The 20,305-nt window shown below is 42.6% G+C and carries 21 protein-coding genes; 16 read left to right on the top strand and 5 right to left on the bottom strand.

Annotation, left to right across the window (positions count from 1 at the left end):
* The 14 genes from L990_RS20180 to L990_RS03975 all read left to right on the top strand — a co-directional run.
* Positions 1–853: hypothetical protein (locus tag L990_RS20180; protein WP_047445780.1), on the top strand; the 853-nt coding region annotated here is incomplete at its 5' end.
* Positions 854–1,301: 448 nt separating this feature from the next.
* Positions 1,302–1,649, top strand: coding sequence for a DUF805 domain-containing protein (locus L990_RS04035; protein ID WP_047445778.1), 348 nt, complete (start codon positions 1,302–1,304; stop codon positions 1,647–1,649).
* A 535-nt stretch (positions 1,650–2,184) separates the two neighbouring features.
* Positions 2,185–2,538 carry a DUF805 domain-containing protein gene (locus tag L990_RS04030; protein ID WP_047445776.1) on the top strand — a complete coding sequence of 118 codons (354 nt, stop codon included), beginning with the start codon at positions 2,185–2,187 and terminating at the stop codon, positions 2,536–2,538.
* Between the two features lie 392 nt (positions 2,539–2,930).
* Positions 2,931–3,695, top strand: coding sequence for a type I methionyl aminopeptidase (gene map, locus L990_RS04025; protein ID WP_047445774.1), 765 nt, complete (start codon positions 2,931–2,933; stop codon positions 3,693–3,695).
* Between the two features lie 40 nt (positions 3,696–3,735).
* On the top strand, positions 3,736–4,242 hold the full coding sequence (locus tag L990_RS04020) for an HIT family protein (protein WP_052180716.1): 507 nt from the start codon (positions 3,736–3,738) through the stop codon (positions 4,240–4,242).
* A gap of 170 nt (positions 4,243–4,412) precedes the next feature.
* On the top strand, positions 4,413–4,961 hold the full coding sequence (locus L990_RS19090; protein WP_052180715.1) for a hypothetical protein: 549 nt from the start codon (positions 4,413–4,415) through the stop codon (positions 4,959–4,961).
* Between the two features lie 742 nt (positions 4,962–5,703).
* The gene (locus L990_RS04010; protein WP_047445772.1) at positions 5,704–6,357 is read left to right on the top strand and encodes a hypothetical protein; all 654 of its coding nucleotides are present in this window, start codon (positions 5,704–5,706) and stop codon (positions 6,355–6,357) included.
* A gap of 196 nt (positions 6,358–6,553) precedes the next feature.
* Entirely contained in the window at positions 6,554–7,195 is a 642-nt protein-coding gene (locus L990_RS19085) for a hypothetical protein (RefSeq protein WP_052180712.1), read from the top strand.
* A 177-nt stretch (positions 7,196–7,372) separates the two neighbouring features.
* Positions 7,373–7,921 (top strand): cysteine hydrolase family protein, encoded by a 549-nt coding sequence (locus L990_RS04000; protein WP_047445770.1) that lies wholly within the window; start codon positions 7,373–7,375, stop codon positions 7,919–7,921.
* Between the two features lie 29 nt (positions 7,922–7,950).
* Positions 7,951–8,529 carry an NAD(P)H-dependent oxidoreductase gene (locus L990_RS03995; protein ID WP_047445769.1) on the top strand — a complete coding sequence of 193 codons (579 nt, stop codon included), beginning with the start codon at positions 7,951–7,953 and terminating at the stop codon, positions 8,527–8,529.
* A gap of 128 nt (positions 8,530–8,657) precedes the next feature.
* Positions 8,658–9,413, top strand: a complete 756-nt coding sequence (locus L990_RS03990; protein ID WP_047445767.1) for a DUF169 domain-containing protein — start codon at positions 8,658–8,660, stop codon at positions 9,411–9,413.
* A complete protein-coding gene (gene arsN2 / locus L990_RS03985; RefSeq protein ID WP_052180709.1) occupies positions 9,401–9,847 on the top strand; it encodes an arsenic resistance N-acetyltransferase ArsN2 in 447 nt (148 codons plus the stop codon). Before L990_RS03990 ends, arsN2 begins: the two co-directional genes overlap by 13 nt.
* 11 nt (positions 9,848–9,858) lie before the next feature.
* Entirely contained in the window at positions 9,859–10,398 is a 540-nt protein-coding gene (locus L990_RS03980; protein WP_047445765.1) for a methylated-DNA--[protein]-cysteine S-methyltransferase, read from the top strand.
* 145 nt (positions 10,399–10,543) lie between these two features.
* Positions 10,544–12,163, top strand: coding sequence for an alpha-amylase family glycosyl hydrolase (locus tag L990_RS03975; protein WP_052180707.1), 1,620 nt, complete (start codon positions 10,544–10,546; stop codon positions 12,161–12,163).
* A gap of 50 nt (positions 12,164–12,213) precedes the next feature.
* Here the strand turns inward: L990_RS03975 and L990_RS03970 are convergent, their stop codons facing one another.
* From L990_RS03970 to L990_RS03950, 5 genes are all read right to left on the bottom strand, one after another.
* Positions 12,214–12,564: a DUF190 domain-containing protein gene (locus tag L990_RS03970; RefSeq protein ID WP_047445763.1), complete on the bottom strand. Its 351-nt coding sequence runs from the start codon at positions 12,562–12,564 to the stop codon at positions 12,214–12,216.
* Between the two features lie 2 nt (positions 12,565–12,566).
* Positions 12,567–12,944: a fluoride efflux transporter CrcB gene (gene crcB / locus L990_RS03965; protein WP_047445761.1), complete on the bottom strand. Its 378-nt coding sequence runs from the start codon at positions 12,942–12,944 to the stop codon at positions 12,567–12,569.
* Positions 12,945–13,021: 77 nt separating this feature from the next.
* Positions 13,022–17,293 carry a two-component regulator propeller domain-containing protein gene (locus L990_RS03960; protein WP_047445759.1) on the bottom strand — a complete coding sequence of 1,424 codons (4,272 nt, stop codon included), beginning with the start codon at positions 17,291–17,293 and terminating at the stop codon, positions 13,022–13,024.
* Position 17,294: 1 nt separating this feature from the next.
* Complete coding sequence (locus L990_RS03955; protein ID WP_047445757.1) at positions 17,295–17,915, bottom strand: response regulator; 621 nt, start codon at positions 17,913–17,915, stop codon at positions 17,295–17,297.
* A gap of 45 nt (positions 17,916–17,960) precedes the next feature.
* Entirely contained in the window at positions 17,961–18,917 is a 957-nt protein-coding gene (locus L990_RS03950) for a sensor histidine kinase (RefSeq protein WP_047445755.1), read from the bottom strand.
* 372 nt (positions 18,918–19,289) lie between these two features.
* Here L990_RS03950 and L990_RS03945 point away from each other — a divergent pair, with 372 nt between their 5' ends.
* Both L990_RS03945 and L990_RS03940 read left to right on the top strand, forming a co-directional pair.
* Positions 19,290–19,682 carry a hypothetical protein gene (locus tag L990_RS03945; protein ID WP_047445753.1) on the top strand — a complete coding sequence of 131 codons (393 nt, stop codon included), beginning with the start codon at positions 19,290–19,292 and terminating at the stop codon, positions 19,680–19,682.
* Between the two features lie 28 nt (positions 19,683–19,710).
* Positions 19,711–20,181 carry a hypothetical protein gene (locus L990_RS03940; RefSeq protein ID WP_047445751.1) on the top strand — a complete coding sequence of 157 codons (471 nt, stop codon included), beginning with the start codon at positions 19,711–19,713 and terminating at the stop codon, positions 20,179–20,181.
* The last annotated feature ends 124 nt before the right edge of the window (positions 20,182–20,305 follow it).

Below are 20,305 nucleotides of genomic sequence, written 5' to 3'. Positions count from 1 at the left end.
AATAAAAACCAATATAAAATTATTCAAGAATAGTGGTAAGAATAAAAATTTAAAAAAAGAAGAGGATTCTCTGATTAAAAAAGAAAATGAAAAAGACGCAATTGTAACAGATATATCCAACCTAAAACAGATAATGTCACCTCTTTCGGAACTAATCAAAATGGTTGATACATCTAATCGTTATATAAACGAATCACTCCTTAAATATAGCCAGATTCAAAACGCCCTAAAGACACCATCCTACTATGTTTCGGAATCGTACAGAGTTACAAAAGACATTCACTGTCTAAATATTTACAAGTACGATATGAATACTAAAAAGAGCTCGAAACATGATAAAATAACCATCGAACTAAAAAATGCCCTAAGATTTAGTACACCAACTGGCGTATTTCTATCTGGATTGTACGATGAAAAATTTACGACAGTATCTAAAGATACAACCGTAGAAACGGTGATCATTGATAATTCCGGAAAAAATCAAATAGTAAAGTCAAATAAAACCTATACGGCAATGTATCCTAGTCGGAATAGGCATATATCTTTTGGTGCAATGATCTACATAAGCGCACATACCTGTAACAGCAAGTATACAAACATTGGAGGTTTCTTGGGAGCAGGAGCCATTTTTAACGATAACACAAAAATAGCAGCAGCAGCAGGCGGCACTATAATCCTAGGAAGGAACCAAAGATGCTTTATAAACATTGGTATGGCAACCTCGCAAGTAGATCGACTAGATAGGCCATATAAAACAAAAACTTTCTACGACATCAACCCCAGCACACTCCCTATTAGCAAAGTTTGGAGGTACAGCTGGATGGTTGGAGTAGCGTGGGAGATAATAAAATAAGGCATTTATGCTACGAACAGCTCTTCCAGAAAAATAAGTCGTAAATATTGTAGGGAAGTTTCATGAAACTTCCCTACAACATATACAGCAATATCCAACAAAATAAAATAATACCCCGTACCATGCGGCAGAAGATTATAATCCCATTAATTGAAGGAGAGCTGTTCCTTGTTTTTTAATAAGAAGCAAAAAAAATATTACCTCCCCATACAAAAAGCGCCGGATAAACAGACTAAACGCGACCGAATCCCCTCCAAAAAACAGCCTTCTGAGAGCCATTAGCGGTTAATGGTGCTTTTCTGTGGCTGAATGGTCGAAAATCGTGATCCAAAAGCGCCCATTTTTCTTTGTTAACGCGCTCTATATCTATACTTTTGCTGGCACTTTATCCATTAGATGGGGCGTATCCGAAAAGCCAGACGAGTAGGAGAATAAAAAGCATGTATTTATGAAATGGTATCTAAAAGCATTAAAGCAGTATGTAGATTTTAGTGGGAGAGCGAGGAGAATGGAGTATTGGATGTTTGTGCTATTTAATTCTATTGCCAGCATTATCGCATTTGTGCTAGACTTAACAATCGGTTCGTATGGAGTTATTCTTGGAATATACTACCTAGCGATCATTATACCAACCATTGCGGTAACCGTAAGACGTTTACATGACAATGGCAAAAGCGGCTGGATGTACTTCATCTTTTTAGTTCCAATTGTTGGTATGTTTTGGCTGTTTATCCTACTTCTTAGAGAGGGACAAAAAGGGGAAAACCAATATGGACCCGATCCTAAAGCAATCTAACTTGTACATAAGATTGATGTAAGCGTTCGAATGGTAATAAACAACCTGTCATACCTGCAAGGGCAGGCTTCAAAGCTCGATAGAGCCTATTTGAGAATAGCAGGCAGTGCTAATACGGATTAACTCCCTGCCTACGCAGGGCTGACAGCGTTTACTATTAAGCCTACGCCATACATCGAGCAAATGTACTCCTAAATAATAAACCTATACGACCTGAAAATTAGCAGGGAATGCCTGTTAGGGTAGCAGCTAGCAGGCTACTTTCTGCTGAAAAAGAAGGAAAATTACGATAAAGGTGTAGCCACGGCTGCACCTTTTGTTTTATGTAGCAAAGTCAACATCAGAAAGATGAGTGAGTGATTTCTTTAGACGAGAAACCTCAAAAAAAGATTTCTAGATCCTTCAGCATATAAAACACAAAAGTTTAAAACCATCCACTATTTTTGCAAATATTTTAACTCTGTTAAAAATAATCCATAATGGGGCGTAACCGAAAAGCCATACGAGTAGGAAAATCGCTAAACACATTATTATTATGAAATGGTATCTAAAAGTATTTAAACAGTATGCTGATTTTAGTGGAAGAGCAAGAAGAATGGAGTATTGGATGTTTACCCTATTCAATATTATTGCTATTTGCGTAACTATTGGGTTAGACTTTGCGATAGGAACATTTGGCGCAATTACAGGACTTTACTACTTATTTATCATCATACCTTCGTTAGCAGTATGTGTTAGAAGATTACATGATACAGGTAAAAGTGGTTGGATGTACTTTGTCTTACTTATACCTATTATTGGAGGTATTTGGTTGCTAGTTCTATTCCTAACAGATGGTGATAGATGTGAAAACCAGTACGGTCCAGATCCTAAAGAAATCGAGTTTTAAATAAACCTGATATAGCATATAAACGAGGCAACTCCCACTACGTGTGAGTTGCCTCGTTTAGTTTAGGGTAGCAGCTAGCAGGCTATTTTCTGCTGAAAAGAAGGAAAATTACGATAAAGGTGTAGCCACGGCTGCACCTTTTGTTTTATGTAGCAGGCCAAACAACAAATAAGGAATATACCGAGATATTATTTTCAAAGCTGCTATCTTTAATGCAACGAAAAATGGTACCTCAACAAGGTAAGGCCGCTAGGCGAAATGCAAACCAACCATAAAAGGGAAAACAAAGGTTCCTTTAAAGGGGATTGGGAGCAGCACCACCGTAAGGATTGGTAGCAAAATGCCGCTTAGCGCATTGTCCCATGAGGTAGAGAACTAAAGAGGAGAGGAACATGCTACTAAAAAACGAGAGCGACCTAGCAGGAATGAAAAAGGCAAGCGAAGCCGTTGCCTTAACGCTAAAAGAAATGGTGAGCTACGCCAAGCCGGGAATGTCGACCTTAGAGCTGGATGAGTACGGCAGAACGCTGCTGGAAAAGTTTGGCGCGAAATCGGCCCCCTACCTAACCTACAAGTTTCCGGGGTGGACGTGTATTAGCATCAGAAACGAATTTTGCCACGGAATACCATCAAAAAATAAGATACTACAGGAGGGAGACCTCGTAAACATTGATGTTTCGGCCGAGCTGGATGGCTTTTGGTCGGATAACGGAGCCTCTTTTGTCCTTGGTAACGACATTAATCGGCACCAGCCGCTGGTAGAAGCCTCGAAGGAGATCCTAAAAAAGGCAATATCAAGCATAAAAGGAGGTGTACGTATCTCGGAAATTGGCTACCTGATAGAAACGGAGGCAAAGAAAAGAGGCTACAAGGTTATCAAAAACCTTACGGGACATGGTGTGGGACGAAGTTTACACGAAGAACCACACGAAATAGCCAACTTTAAGGATAAAAGCAACCGAGAGTTCTTCAAAAAAAACAGCGTAGTGGCAGTAGAAACCTTTATTGCCACGCACTCAACGTTTGCCATTCCCCAAAAAGATGGTTGGACGATGATTGGAAACCTAGGTGGCTACATGGCACAGCACGAGCACACCCTTGTTGTTACCGACTCTGAGCCCATAATACTAACCGAAATGAATGGAATTTGGGAATAGTCCGATAATATTGAAGTATAACCAACTAAAACATCCGCTCATGGCAGACTACCAATCCTCGACCAAAGAAGGGAAATGCCTCTTCTGCGAAATAGTAAAGGGGAGCATCCCAACCCCAGGTATCTTTTGGGAAGATGACGAGTTTATGGCATTTTTATCCATATTCCCGAGTGTAGAAGGATTTACCGTGCTTGTACCCAAGCAGCATTACGGAAGCGACTGCCTAGCGCTGCCCGACGATGTGCTACAGCGGCTTATTATTGCGAGCAAAAAGGTATCGAAAATACTGCTACACCATTTCGAAAATGTCGGCCGGGTTGGCTTAATAATGGAAGGGACGGGAGTAGACCACGCTCACATTAAGCTTGTACCTATGCATGGAACAGGACATATGAAGGAGGGCGTTTGGAAGCAGTATCTGAGCCAAAGAACGGACTACTTTGATAAGTATGAAGGGTACATAATCTCGACAGATGGGCCGCAGGCCGATCCTGATAAGATTAAAAGGCTGGCAGAAGACCTGAAAAAGAGGTCGGAGATTGAGTAACGCCTGCAAGTAGCCATATCACCAAAACAGCGAAATACCTAATAACGACATTTCGCTGTTTTAAAAAGAAAAAGCACTGTAACGCTAACAAAAAAACAGGGCTACACCATACTCCTGCCAAGAATATCATATATTTATATCTGCATTGTACCAGATTTAACTATTCCACCATGAAAATAGGAACCCTTATTGCGCTTTCGCTGCTACTGATAGGCTGCCAGCCCAACCAAAAGAAAACCAATGGTGGTGATACAAACACCACCAGCACTACCAGCATTGCAGAGGAACAGGAGGCACCCAAAATGGAAACCTACTTCAACCCAAAATTTGGCTACGCAATAGATTACCCCGTTGGTGTTTTATTTCCGCAAGAAGAGAGTACGCTGGGCGATGGACGAGCTTTCAAAAATAAGGAAGGCGAAGATGCGCTAATTGTTTACGCCACCTCGCGCACAGATATAGAAGCGAAAATAACGTCGCTAAAGGAGGAGTTTAGCGAGACTATCAGGATGTACGAGCAGGATTCCATTTCAAAAATCACCTACAAAAAGCTGGGTAAAACCTTCTTTGTAATATCAGGCTATCAGGGAAAGAAAATATTTTACCAAAAAACCGTACAGGAGGAAGGCATATTTGTAAATGCCATTCTCTACTACAAGGAGAGTGAAAAGGCATTTTATGAAGGCTACATCGGTAAGATATTTGGTTCGATAAAGTAGAGGAAAACGAAGCTGCTGTTTAATAATGCTGGAAAGACCCTTTCCGACGATTGAGCCAGCAGGCAAATATAAGCCGTAAGCCACGTTGAAAAGCACCTTAGGAGCCTTTATTGTAAGGTAATACAAAACTTTAATACACTCCCGAAAGCTTTCTTTTAGCCAACGCTCTGCATTCGACATTACTGTGCGAACAACCAGCACAACAGGCTCAAATAAAAAGATACATTCCTGCTGTTAACCATACAGATAGGATTATCAACCCGTTTCCCTGCAAAGAAAATAAGCCTAAATTTACGCTTATAGAATAAGTGGTTATCTCATAGGTTTGGACATCTTACATCACCATGTAAGGCTATCTACCATCAAGGCTTTGCGGTATCTCCAAGCAGAAGGAAGTTGTTAAAATTGAGGTTGTTTTTTAGTATCATGGAGCAGAACCGGTTTTAGATAGCTTTGAAGATGTAAAATAACCATGCCTCGCTAAGCGTAACGCGTTATAGCAAACCCTGATGGGTAGATATAATCGTTGCGCTTAGCTTTTTGTTGAATATTTCCACCTCCCTCCTATCTAGTAAGAATATCTGAATATAAATTGTAACTTTAGAAATACGTATTTGCGTAGCAAAACTAACACTACAAGCTTAATACAAGGATTATAGCACCCGCACGGCTGGCTATCGCAAACAAGCATTAAGATAACCTTGGTATGCGGAGAGCATCCTACCTTAAACAACTTATTAGGATGAAACGGTACTTTATTCTCTTTGGTACATTGCTTGCTGCTGCATGTGGCGGGCCTGCCGATAATGTGCTATTCAACCAACCACAACCAGTAAAGGTGGCCGATTTAGAAGCAATCGCTCCCCAATTTAGAGGAATCTACCAAGGAAAGGATTCGTCGCTGCTTATTATAGACGAAAACGGAATTATAGGTAGGGATAAAATCCGCCTAACCATGAGCCGACAGGAAATTGATACCAGCGAGGTTACTTTTATAGACAAGAACACCATAGAAGATAAGAAGACAAAGGAAAAATATAGAATAGTAAACGACTCGGTACGCTTTACGCTAAACAACGAAACGGTTCTCTTCAAATTTAATGAAGGCAACACCATTAGAGAGCATAAGCACACGCTCGTTGTAAGCAAGCTGGTTGAAAAAGGACTCTGGAGTGTAACAATGTACAACCTGAAGGATGGCCTACTTTACGTAATGGATGTAAATTCTAAGGACATTTTTAGAAAACTATCGGAAGATATAGATAATGAAGTAGTAAAGGATAGCAATAAAATAGATACACTAAAAATGATACTAAAGCCAACCAAAAGAAATTTCAACAAAATACTACGTTTAAAGGACTCCATTACGCATGCCGTTTACCGAAAAGTAAAGTAGCAAAGCATCCCGTATCTTTTCCTACCCTACTCTCTATACCAAACAAGAGCAGCTTTTTACAAAAGCATATTTATGCCGTTTTTGTGTTGCATTATCTTTTTTGTAGCATTCTGTCTATACGTTTATACATTGATGAAAATTTTACCGTAACTTGCTGTGAATTTAAAACCCAAGTAGGCAGAAAATCAATCAAACAATGAAAACAACACTACTTACAGCGTGCCTTTTCGCCATAATAGCGTTTAGCGCATGCAACTCAGGATCTAAAAAAGGAGCTGAAGCGACCACCGATTCTGCAACCACCGCCTTAGCTGCTGCTAGCAGCGCAGTAGCCGATCCGGATACCACGGATAACATTCCTGGAGATCAGTATGGCGTAAACACGGCAAGCACAGAAACGGCAAACCTAGTTCGGCTTACCCTTAAAGACCTATTTAAGGACGATTTGGCAAAAGGTTTTATCCCTGAAGAAAACAGAAAATTCATCTTCTTTGAGTACGATCTGAACGACGACTCGAAAAAGGAGATCTTTGTGGGTCTTATAGGAGGCTACTTCTGTGGTTCGGGCGGATGCACCATGCTACTTCTCGATAACCAAGGCAACGTAATCACCTACTTCACCGTAACAGACTACCCCGTTGTTATTGACAACAACAAGACCAACGGATGGAAGGATCTAATCATTATGAGCGGCGGCAAAAACCACCTCGTAAAGTACAATGGGAAGAAATATCCATCGAACCCATCGGTACAGCCCATATTTAAGATGATCCCTGGCGATGATCTGCCAAGAGCATTAGACCATGTAAACCATCCATACCCTTGGTTTAAATTTTAGCAGCAAGAATAGGAAATAAAAGGGAATGAGGCTCGCAAATTGAGCCCATTTCCTTTTTTTATAACCTTGTTAGCCCGAAAAAAAGTGTAAAACGAGCAGAGCAAATAGTCGCATTGCCGCCAAATTATCTCGTTCTAATATTCTAACTTAGGAGATACAACCATCAACTTAAAATAGATGAACACAGCGCTGATACTTATTGATATCCAAAACGATTACTTTGAAGGAGGAGCAATGACTCTCGACGGTTCGGAAAAGGCAAGCAGCAATGCCAAGCTGCTACTTAACCATTTTCGGAGCAAAGGCTTACCTGTTTTACACGTACAGCACATTGCAACACGACCAACGGCAACCTTTTTTGTACCAAATACCAAAGGAGCCGAGATACATGCCAACGTAGCTCCACTTGCGGATGAAAAGGTGGTGGTAAAGCATTTCCCCAACAGCTTTAGAGAAACCGACCTGCAGGATTGGCTAAATAGTAATGAGATTGCCAACCTTACCATTTGCGGAATGATGACTCACATGTGCGTAGATGCAACCGTAAGGGCTGCCAAAGATCTGGGTTATGAGTGTACACTCGTTGCCGATGCCTGCGCCACCAAAAATTTGGAGATACAGAATGTTGTGGTAAACGCGAAAGATGTTCATAACAGCTTTACGGCTGCGCTAAGCTACTTTTATGCCACCGTAACAAATACGGAAGAATACCTATCAACACAATAGAGAAAACTTGGTACCTCAACGCACTACCCATGAAAAAAGTACTTATTATAAATGGACATCCAGATAAAGAGAGCCTATGCCACGAGCTGGCGCAGAGCTACAAAAGAGGAGCAGAGAAATCGGAGGCCGATTGCAAGGTGATTAACCTCATCGATCTCGATTTTGACCCAATACTCCGTTGGGGATATCGCATAAAAACGGAGCTGGAGCCCGATTTAAAAATGGTACAACAGGAGATTCTAGCTGCAGACCATCTTGTATTCGTTTATCCCATCTGGTGGGGAACCTACCCAGCCCTACTAAAAGGCTTTTTTGATAGAACCTTTCTTCCTTCGTTTGCATTTAAGTATAGAGAAGGCTCATTGCTATGGGATAAGCTGCTAAAAGGAAAAACAGCTAGGATAATAACGACCATGGATGCCCCTAAATGGTATTACAGGCTTATAGCAAAAAGACCAGGAATTACTTCTGTAAAGAAAGGCGTTCTTGAATTCTGTGGAGTTAAACCCGTAAAAACAACCAGCTTTGCTCCAATAAAAACGGCAGACAAAAGTAAGCTGTTGGTATGGATAAAAAAGGTAGAAGACCTTGGGAAAGAGCTAAGCTAGCTCCCCAAAAAACAAAACAGCTACCATTATGAAAAAAGGTAGATCCTGTAAAAAGTGTTTTTCTGCTTTTTAACGGTATAACCACATAAAAGTCTCTATATTGCAGTATCCCAAACGCACTATTAAGGATGGACATATTGCTAAAAGATAAATTTATTCAGCAGTGGGGTAGGTTTTTCGGAAAAGCGGAGCTCCCCATTACCTTCTACTACACCAAAGAACCCTGCGATACGGAGCTAGCCGATATTCCTGCAGGATGGAGTTGTGTTATAGCCCAACTTGCCAAAGTAAGAAAAGGAAAATCGCTAGCCTTCAATGCCGACAGCGTAACCTGCGGAGGCGGAAAGCGGTATTTAGCCTTTAGCAACACCATGCGGCCAGGTTTTGAATATTTTCTCTCGTGCGGAAATGCAGAGATAGAGGGAGAACGATACCTGCAATCGCCAGAGCTGGTAAAGAACTTCATGGCTAACATGCCAACCGAAATCCAAACGGACAGCTACATCGTATTTAAACGCTGGGATAATCTAACCGAGTTAGACAAGCCTGATGTTGTAATATTCTTTGCAACACCCGATGTCATTTCGGGCCTATTTACCCTTGCCAACTTCGATCAAAGCGAACCCAACGGAACAATAACACCCTTTGGGGCTGGATGTAGCAGCATTGTCCACTATCCCTATAAAGAAAGTAAATCGGCTAGACAACGAGCCGTTATTGGAATGTTCGACCCTTCGGCTCGTCCATGTGTTGGAGAGAACATACTGACCTTTGCGGTACCAATTAAACGGTTCGAAAGTATGGTAAAGAATATGGAGGAGTCTTTCTTAGCAACAGCAACTTGGAGTAAAATCAAAAATAGAATTGACCGATGCAATCCCTGAACATAAATATCCAACCATGCGAGGACGAATATGTTGAAGACATCATCGACCTGCTAGAGAAAAGCGATTTACCCGTTGAAGATATTGACACGAGCTGCATTAAGTTCTTTACAGCCGAAACGAGCTCAAAGCTGATAGGTGCCATTGGCTTAGAATTTCATGGAGGTTATGCCCTTTTGCGCTCTCTTGCTGTTGCACCAAAGTATAGAGGCAACGCCGTAGGACAAAGGCTGGTTTCCCATTTGCTAAGCTACTGCGAAGAGGAGTGGATAGACGATGTATACCTTCTTACTTCTACAGCAGCATCCTTTTTTACTGCGTTAGGCTTTAGCGAGGTAGACAGAAAAGAGCTACCAGATAGCATCAAGCAGACTTCAGAATACCAGTATGTTTGCCCCAGCACCTCGACCGTTATGCACAAACACCTATCCTAATACCCCAAAACATGAGCCAACCGTTAGTCCTACATAAAATAACCATAGACACTCCCATTGGAGAGATGGTTGCCCTTACCAATTCGGAAGGACTCTACCTTCTTGAGTTTACCGACAAGAGCAATATAGACTTAAGGCTAGACGATATTGCCCAAAGCCTAAATGCGACTATTAGTGAAGAGGCCGATACCGTAGGTATTCAGCTCGAAAATGAGCTATACAGCTACTTTGAAGGGAAGCTACAGCATTTCACCATCCCAGTAAAAACAGTAGGAACCGATTTCCAAATAAAAGTTTGGGAAGAGCTGGTAAAAGTGCCATTTGGAGAGGTTATATCCTACAAGCAGCAAGCGATTTCAATAGGAAGACCCCAGTCGGTTAGAGCGGTAGCCAATGCCAACGGAGCAAATCACATTGCAATAGTAATACCCTGCCATCGTATTATAGGAAGTAACGGCAAGCTGACAGGATACAGCGGCGGATTATGGCGTAAAAAAGAGCTAATTAAGCTAGAGCAAAAGTTTTCGAGCCAATCACAAAACCTTTTTTAGCGATCGGCTCTGCAATCTAGCCAGCAAACATTGTAGTTAACATAAGCAAAGCTGCTTTCTGTCATATAAAGCTATACCGAACATTAAAGAGACTTCCTCGTTTTACATTTATTTCTCTCATTTGTTCGATATAAAAAAGACTTATATGCTACTACGAATAGTTGCTTTTGCGTTGGTTCTAATTGTATCCAGCTGCTCCAAACATAACGACAGCGTAACACCAACGCCTCCCGATGAGGGAACGGAAATCGCATTTCAACAAAAACCTTGGGATAACCAAAAACGTGGAGACATCTACTACGAAATTTTTGTTCGCTCGTTTGCCGACGGAAATGGCGATGGTAAAGGTGATTTTAAAGGTATTAGCGATAAGCTCGACTACCTAAACTCTATGGGAATTAAGGGTATTTGGCTAACACCAATCAACCCATCGCCCTCGTACCATGGATATGATGTTACCGACTATAAGGCGGTGAATCCCGACTTTGGAACAATGGCCGATTTTGATGAGATGCTAAGCAAGGCTCACCGATTAGGCATTAAGGTGGTTATCGACTTTGTAATTAACCACACTTCCGCCCAACATCCTTGGTTTAAAGATGCAAAAGCCTCTACCAGCAGCACCTATCGAAGCTGGTATCTATTTGCTCCTACGGCCTCTATCGCAACTACGATTAGCCAAGGAAAGGTTCCAACCGTAACGCAATACAATGCCAAAGAATGGTATAATAACGGCGACGGAACTAGCTACTACAATGTGTTCTGGGATCAAATGCCTGATTTAAATCTAACAAACCCAGATGTGGTTAGCGCCATTTACGATGCAGCCAAATTTTGGCTCGATAAAGGAGTAGACGGTTTTAGGCTCGATGCCGTAAAGCACGCGTGGCAAAACGCTACCGATCCAGCCCAATATAAATTTTGGAAAGATTTTTACACCCAAATGCAGCTATACAAACCAGGAGTATACCTAGTGGGTGAAGTTCTTGACGAAACATCTGTTGTAGCCCCCTTCTACGCTTCGCTACCCGCCCTATTCAACTTTAAAGCCTACTGGAAGCTAACCGAATTCCTAAATAATACCACCTACGCTAAGTGGTATCCCAAAGATTTTCAGGATGTAGAAAATGCCTACGCCTCGTTCTCTTCTACTTTCATCAATGCAACAAAGCTATCTAACCACGACGAGGATAGAACGCTAAGCACGCTAGGAAATGTGGAAGGAAAGGCAAAGGTAGCTGCGGCCGTTTTGCTAACCATGCCAGGTCAGCCATACCTATACTATGGTGAAGAAATTGGCATGAAAGGGTTAAAGGCAACTGGAGATGAAAATATTCGGGAACCTTTTCTGTGGACAACAGGAACAGATACCTATAGACCCAAGTGGTGGACATCAACATTTTCTACCAACGCAACGGTAACCCCGCTAGAGCAGCAAAAAGCATCTACAACCTCCTTCTATTCGGTGTACAAGAAGTTTATGGAGCTAAGAAACACCTACCCAGCCTTGGCTACAGGAAAGCTTTCGTATGGAAATATTGATTCGCAAACGGAAACTGCCATCGTTTACTACTATAGAACGGCAACAGACAACAGCGAAAAGCTGATGGTGATTCATAACTTTGGAGCCCTAGCCAAAAGTATGGTTGTTACAGGAATTAAGAATCCGGTTGCAGAGCAAGGTGGCGCAAAGCTACTCCTAAAGGGTGGTACCTATACCGCATCGCTACCTGGATATTCTTCCATTGTACTAGAAATGAACTAGGCGATTACAAGCCATCAAGCGATATGGGGAAATGCAGCATTGCTTTTCCCCTATTTTTTGTTTGTGCGCTGGTAAGTAACATCAACAGCCGAGGTTACTATCATGCTTCCCTTACCCGACTTATCAAGCAGCTCCTTAACGGTATTCTGAAAATCTTCTACGCGCCCTGTAGTATCTACAATTTCCACCACAACCGGAAGCTTTTCAGAAACCTCCCAAAGATTGGCCGAGGATATCGTGCTGCTACTCCCGCCAAAGCCCATAACACCCTTATAAACCGTTGCTCCTTGTAGCCCTCTTTCTTTGGCAAGAAAAACAATTGCCTCATACAGCGGCCTATGATCTACCTTATCGGTGCTGCTTACGTATATACGCATCAGCCTATAGCCATCATGCTCCATCGCTAAAAAAGTTTCGTTGTTAGATTTCCCAGATAAACGGCAACCAGCCCTAAGAAAACGCTTAGTCCTGTATATAGGGCAAAGTATAGGAAGGCGCCATCGCGCAAGAAGCTCATATTCTCGTTGGCAAACGTCGAAAAGGTGGTAAATCCGCCGCAGAAACCAACGGTAAGAAAAAGCCTCAGCTCGTTAGACATAACACCCGAACGTTCCGAAAGTCCGTAGAATAGTCCAATCAAAAAGCATCCCAATATATTTACCCAAAAGGTACCATAGGGAAACGGAGAAAGGACGGTTTGTTGAATGTACCTAGCAGCGAGGTAGCGGGCAACGCTTCCCAAAAAACCACCAGCGCCCACAATTAAAAGAATACGAAGCATATTGTGCAATGTTTATGTAAAGATAGGGAATCAGCTTAAAACAGAGCATGTGATCGCTATCATTTATAAGTTTATCCTTACACCTTGATTGCAAGTAGCGTCACATCATCTTCCAAATCAGAGTAATTTCTCTCCAAAAGATATGCCTCCTGCAACTCAAAAGGATGGCTAGCCAAAATTTTAATCATCTCATAAACATCAAAAAGACTGCTACCTTCTATTGATTTACTCCTAAAAAACTTTGTAAAACCATCAGTAAAAAGATAAAGACAATCTCCTTTAAATACGTTTTGTTCAACAAGCACGTACTCTTCCCGTAGCGTAGAATTTTGCACAGTATAAGATAGGCCAACACACTCAATAATTTCAATTTGCTCATCTATTTCCCTCGCGATATATAGATTCATACGCCGACCAGCGTAACTTAACAAACCTTTAGCCCTATTCAAGACACAGAATCCGATCTCAATATCTCCCATCAGATTCCGATATCGGTCAGAATTAATGGCAAAAGTCTCAATCTGTCCGTGTAATTTTCGCAGTAATTCTTCTGGGGAAATTTTCTTTTGCGATTGTACGAGCTGCTTAACGAAAGAAATTTCAATAACCCCCAAAATAGCACCAGAAAAACCATTATGCATGCTATCGCCAACCAGAAACCTCACCTCATTGCTATTCTCCTCCGCCCAAAAAAAATCTCCACTTAACGATTCCTTTGAAAGAGTGATCAAATAGCGATCATCCAAAATCAATTTTTCTTCTAAATCAGCAAATAGCAACGACTGTTGAATAATGCTTGCATACTCCATATTATCCGAAAGTTGGTTGTAAAGCGACTGAATATGTTCCTTTTGCTTTAGCATTAAAGCATGCTGTTCTGCAATTTCCTCACTTTTCAACCGGAGTTTCTCGGTATCTCGAATAACCATATTCTCTAGTACCTGATTTTGTTTGGTAATGCTTTGCATCCTGATTTTGAATGCAGCGAATATCAAGCCTAAAAGAACACCAAACTCAATTAGAATAGCCCACCACCTAAACCATATAGGATATCCAACCCTAATATCCATTACAAGCGGTTGCTTACTCCACTTCCCGTCGTTATTGGACGCTTTTAGGATAAATCGGTAGCTGCCCGATGGAAGATTGGTGTATACGGCTGTATGCCCAGCTGAAACCCTCTTAAATAATTTATCAAAACCCTCCAGCTTATACTCAAGGACGTTGCTCTCTGGAAAATTGTAGTCGGAACAAGATATGGATATTTCGACGTTCCGCTCATTGTAACTAAATTTCAAATTTCTTGGTGCAGCGATATAGCGAATCTTACCATTGACCACCACAGAGGTAACCATTGGTATTGGCGCAATGGGGTTTGTCCGTATAGTATCGGGATAAAACATATTATACCCCCCACTACCTCCAAATACAAGCCTTCCATCGAATAGTTTAGCCACACATTTTCTGCTAAAAACACCATCCTGCAAGCCATCCTTCCACGTATAGTTAGTGCACTTAAGGGTTTGAGGGTTGAAGCATGATATGCCTGATAGCGTACTCATCCACAGATTTCCTCTCTTATCCTCCTGTATGGCGAAAATAGGGCTACTTCCTAATCCTTTTTGCAAGGTGTATCTTCTGAAATTATTGGTTTTAGACAGATACCGGCAAAGCCCATTATCGGTGGCAACCCAAATAGATCCATCGTGCGATTCGAAAATGTCATTTATCGTACCCTTACAGATACTCGTTGAATCGTATAGAAAATTCCAGTAATTGTCGATTCTGCCAGTTTTACCATCGATACGATTTAAACCATTATTATCAGTTGTACCTACCCAAATATCGCTACGGCTATCGGTAAATATCTTAGAATTTAACTCACTAGTTAAGGCATCCTTAGCCTCATTATAAAAATGGGTAAAGGTACGGTTATCGGTATTTAGCTTCGCGTAACCTCTATTGGTTGCCAGCCACACGGTTCCATCTGGTGTTTGAGTAACGGAGTGAACCTGCTCGTCTATTAGCTGGTTCCTGTCGTAAGCGTTGGGCTTCCACCATTTCGTAATTCCTCTCCCTTGCTGATAGTGCATTAGCCCGTTATCAGTACCAACATAGACATCCTTCCCGTTTAGCGTATGCAGCGCATGAACTACATTCCCCCCCCCTTCATCTGCTACTTTTCTAAGCTTGCTGTATCTTTTCTCTAGCACATACAGCCCCATGCTACCGCCCAGCAGCAAATCTCCGTTGGCTAGCTTGCAGGTGGTGCTGAAGGGTGTTGTACCAATTTTTTTAAACTTGATGATTCGGCTATCTGGTTTTACATCTCCAATATATAAGCCAGAAGCAGCACCCACTACTAAACGGTTTTCGCTTATCTCGGCTGTTGTAGTAATACCTGCTAGCGGAATATCAGGCTTATACTCAACCGAAGAGTTTGAGGTAAATGAAAAGTAAATCAACCCGTTTTCGCCACCCAGCCAAAACCCATTACCCTCGTAGCTATTGCTGATTGACGATGGTTTAGCCTTACCGCTAATTGGGTAGCTTTTAAAGAGGTTCTCTTTTTTGTTTAGCATTACAAGCGACGATTCACGTACGTTCCAAACTACTCCTTTGCTATCGCGAAAGTAGTGCTCGGGACCCGATTCTATAGTTAGGTTTAGTTTTTTTGCCTTGAACCGTTGGGCCATAATGCGAGTAACCTTGTTGAAATGGGAGCTACTTATAAAGTAGCTGGTAAACTTTTTTTCGTTAGTGCTATACGCGTTGAACATAGTAAAGGAACTGAACCATAGATTTCCGAATCCATCAGCGGTTAGACTGTGAATATTATTTATATCTCGCTTAAATCCGGTACTGCTACATCTAATTATCTCAGAGTAGTCATTCTTCCGCTTATCATAGCATTCAAGCCCATAACCCCACGAACCAACGATTATCTTATTATTCTTAACTTCAATATCGTTATTCCAATAGTAGTTATCACAAGTTTTATGACGCCTCACTTTCCCAGTAGTTTTGTCTATTGAATTTAACGCGCTACCACGACCATCCCAGAGGCTGAGCCAGAGAGTCCCTTGCTTATCCTCTCCTATACCTGTGATAGTTTTAGAACTTATGGTATGAGGATTATTGGGCTCATGCTTATAGTGATGTATTTGCTTATTTGTAAGATTAAGGCTAAAAAGACCCGCATCATTAGTTCCAAACCAGACATTGTTCTCTGAATCTTGAAAAATAGAACTTATGTTGTCTGATACAGGAGATGTGGCTTCATCCGGAATATGACAATATAGAGGAAACTTATACCTGTAAGGGCTGTAGCGCGAAAGCCCTGCATCGGTTCCGATCCATACCACGCCTGATCTATCGCAAAGAATGGAGAATGTTTGCTGCCCTAGCCTAGAATGGGGAATGCTACCGCTATGCTCAAATTGGGTAACCATGTTTTTGGCAGGATTGTAGCAGCATAGCCAAGGCCAGTAACCACCAAGCCAGATGTTTCCTCTACTATCGCCTGCAATGGCGTTTAGACCGCCGAGTTTGGGCAGTTCGGTGTACCTTGGGGTGCTGGGGTTGTAAAATAATCCCCACGAGGCTGCGTTGGCCAACCAGATATTGCCACTTTTATCCTGATATGCTGCCGCCAAGCACCCTAATCGCCCAATCACCATGCATCGCAAATCTGAAACAAGGCTCGCCTGTTTGGTTTTATAGCTATACTCTCGCAAAGGAAAGCTATACCCTCCAAACAAAATATTCCCATCTTTTTTCTCAAAGATAAAATGCTGCCAGTAATCTGCCCAGCTGTTTCCGTCGGAATGAAAATTGTGATACCTCAGAGTAGACGTATTTAGTTGAGTCGTTACTCCATTTGCAAAGGCAATCCAAAGGTAGCCATGGCTATCTGCTAAAAGTGCACGAATGTAATTGTGCCGGATGAAAGGAAATTTATTAACCCTATACTGCTTAAAATGCCCATTTTTAGGATCTAACCTATTGAGTCCATCTTTAGTCCCCACCCAAATGTAGCCGTCTCTTGTCTGAGCAATGCTCGTCACCTCACGATTCGATAAAGAAAAGGGATCTCTCTTTATTGGAAGAAAACTTATAAAGCGGCTACCATCGTAGCGGCAAAGCCCATTATCTGTTGCCAACCAAAGAAAACCATCCCGATCCTGAAATATTCTGCGGATCGTATTAGAGGGGAGCCCATTTTTTGTAGTAAAGTTGTCAAATCGAGCAAAGACATCCTTCTCGTACTTAGCGGTTAGGATTGGAACTTTTTGCCCTAATCCTCCAATGCTAAGTATGACAAAGAAAAGGATTAAGAAACTCCTCATCCTAGAGAATCCCCATTTTTGAAGCCTTCAGCACCAAGCCGGCCATATTCCTCACCTCCATTTTCATTAACAGATTTTTCCGATAATCCTCTACCGTGGCTACCGAAAGGCATAAGCAATCGGCTATTTCTTTTGAAGATCGTTCTTCAGCAATCAGCCGTAGCACCTCAACTTCTCGGTTGGTTAAATTAAAGCTCCTCGGCTTCGTATAGGTACTACACACCACCTTCATAATTATAGGTGAAAAAAACTCCTCGCCCTGAAGTACTGCATCTACGGCACTTGCCAATATTTCTGGATCTTCCGATTTAAGCACGATGCCGTTTACCTTCGCCTTCAGGATACTCTGCACAATCCAAGCTTCGCAATGCTGCGTGTAGCAAATCCCTTTCAGGGATGGGAACACCGATCGAACTTTGCAAAAAAGCTCCATCCCCGTAGTCCCGGGAAGCTGGTAATCAAAAATCAGCAGATCGGGAGCCGCTTCCTCGATGCTTTTTACGGCAACTTGTGGATCGGTACAAATCCCGACCACCTCCACATCGGATATGGTAGAAAGAAATTCTGCAATCCCATTTATGACCATCGGATGATCGTCTAGTAAAAATATTTTTTGCTTCATCGTTAACCTATTTACTTTATATCACGAATTTCACATGCATACCCACTAATCTAAAGCAGCTACTGCGGTATAGGGAACCTTATTGGTAGGAATAAAAATACGAACAACCGTGCCGCTCATTGGCTTGGAGCTAACCTGGATATCGCCTCCAAGGTATTCTACTCTTGCCTTTAGATTTTTCATTCCAAACCCAACAGCGGTTAAACCAGCATTCATTCCTACCCCATCGTCTTCTGCCATCAAGCTAATACCATCCTGATCGCGACGCAGCGTAATGGTAACTCTGGCCGCTTTCGAGTGCTTAACGATGTTGCCCGTAACCTCCTGCACCACCCGAAACAGCTCGGTTTGAAACTTTAGGTGAAGCTCGCTCCAACCCTCTTCGGGAAGCAGCATCCCCTCTACCTGAAATTCAGATTTGCCGTTCATCAGCTCGATGTGGTATCGAAAGAGCTGCTCGAACGGCATGGCGTCCAGACTCGGGGAGCTCAGGTTGTGCATGATGGCTCTAATCTCCCGATGCGTACTCTCCACCATATAAAGAAGCTCCTGCTTCTGCCCCACCCCTGCTTCCATTGCCCGTAGGCGAAGCCCCAAAGAAACCAAGTTGTTGGATATGCTATCGTGCAAATTCCGGGATATACGCTCTCGCTCCTCGTCAAGCGACTCCATTCGTACCCGCACCCTTTCGACCATAAGCAGGCGATCCTGCTCCATTTTGTTTCGCTGTACGATATCGGCAACTTGCCTTCTAAATGATCGACGGTAAAAAAGATAAAGAAGAGCGGCCAACAGCAGAAGAACAGCAACGGAAAAACCATAAAGCTGGTAAACCTCCGCTCGTTTTTGCCCCTCCTTCCAAAGCTGCGCGTTCCTATATCGAATAATCTGCCTCAAGCTCTCGGCACCCGCTTTCTCCTCTTTCAGCTGCTCAGAAAGCTTGTTAATACAGCTCTGGTGGTAAAGATCCTTACTAGATAAGCTATCCTCTGCCAAAAACATCGGTTGCAGACTATCCGGATGCACAACAGCCCCCCCCCGAACCATAAGTACGGCACACGGATATCCCTATAAATATCAACGTAAAGAGAAGGGCTGAGATGACTAATACTAGCCTTCTAAACATTTGTATTATCCTTAGGATGTATAGTTAAATGTAGTTAAACAGTTGCAATATATAAAAAATGTGCCAATCTCCGAAAAAAGAGAAAAAAACACCCCGTTTTCGGGGGGATAAAAACCCGAAAAGCAGGGGTTGAGTAGGCTGTTGGTGTTATGTAGGTTTGGGTATTGCTTGGTGGATGCAGGAAACCACCCTAAAAAACGGGAAGGATACCGAAAAGCCACAGGAGTAGGAAAACAAAAAAATCCATCATGAAAACCAAAAGCTTCTTTTCAGCAGCTGCTATTGCAGTCGTTTCAATGGTAATGCTATTTTCTGCCTGTTCGAAGAGCGAGGAGCCTGCCCCCAAGCCCCTTACCCTTATCGGCACTTGGGAGAACACTGGTCCCGATTACATCATGCGCTTAACCCTAAATAGCGACAACACCTACATCAGCAAACACTTTACTTCGAATGGTGTGGAGACCGCTGTATTTAAGGCAACCTATACCTACGATGAGACCGCTCATACGCTAACATTCGTCGAAGGCAATTCAAATGGCAGTTCGTGGGGTGGCACCTACAAGGGGGTCAAAATCCTCTCGGCTACCAAATGGCAGAACGATGCAGCAGATGGCAGCTATATGATTTGGACACGCAAGTAAAAACATAACTCAACTAACACTTTTTACCATGGCACAAAACCTCATCTCGGCAGCACTATCGGCAGAGGATGCCGCTGCCATTCAGAAAAGCCTTACGGATGCAAAAGCGAAGCTTAGCTTCCTGCTCAGCCTCCAAACCGAAGACATCTCAACCCTCTTTAAGGTGGGCAACGCCTACCTCCCCTTTATCGAAAAGGCCTACCAAACCGTAGTGGCGCATCCCGAAATCCTGCCAGCCGTTTTCGAAAAGGACGAATTTATGAAGGACTACAACCTGCTCACCTCACTTCGGCCCATATTCAACCAGATTAACGAGCTGGCCGAAAGCGTTCAAAAGACTTTCATGGCCGTTGGTAGCGATACCATGGTTGCGGCCCTGGAGATTTACAGCGCCGTGAAGCAGAACAAGGATAAGGTGCCTGGCTTAGCCATAACCGCCGACGAGATGGGCCTGTTCTTTAAGAAGACCAAGGTAAAAGCGGCTGCTCCTGTCAAGTAGCGCCAAACCAGCCTCCCCACTTTACTCCTTAGAGTCTTTAGGCCACACCCTAATGCCTCTAAGGTACTCCAGAGTGGTTAAGCAACACTAATGAGTGGCTCTGTACCACTCCTGCTGGTCTCAC

The sequence above is a fragment of the Alistipes sp. ZOR0009 genome (assembly GCF_000798815.1).
Lineage (GTDB): Bacteria > Bacteroidota > Bacteroidia > Bacteroidales > ZOR0009 > Acetobacteroides.
This window is presented reverse-complemented; position numbering and strand designations above follow the sequence as displayed.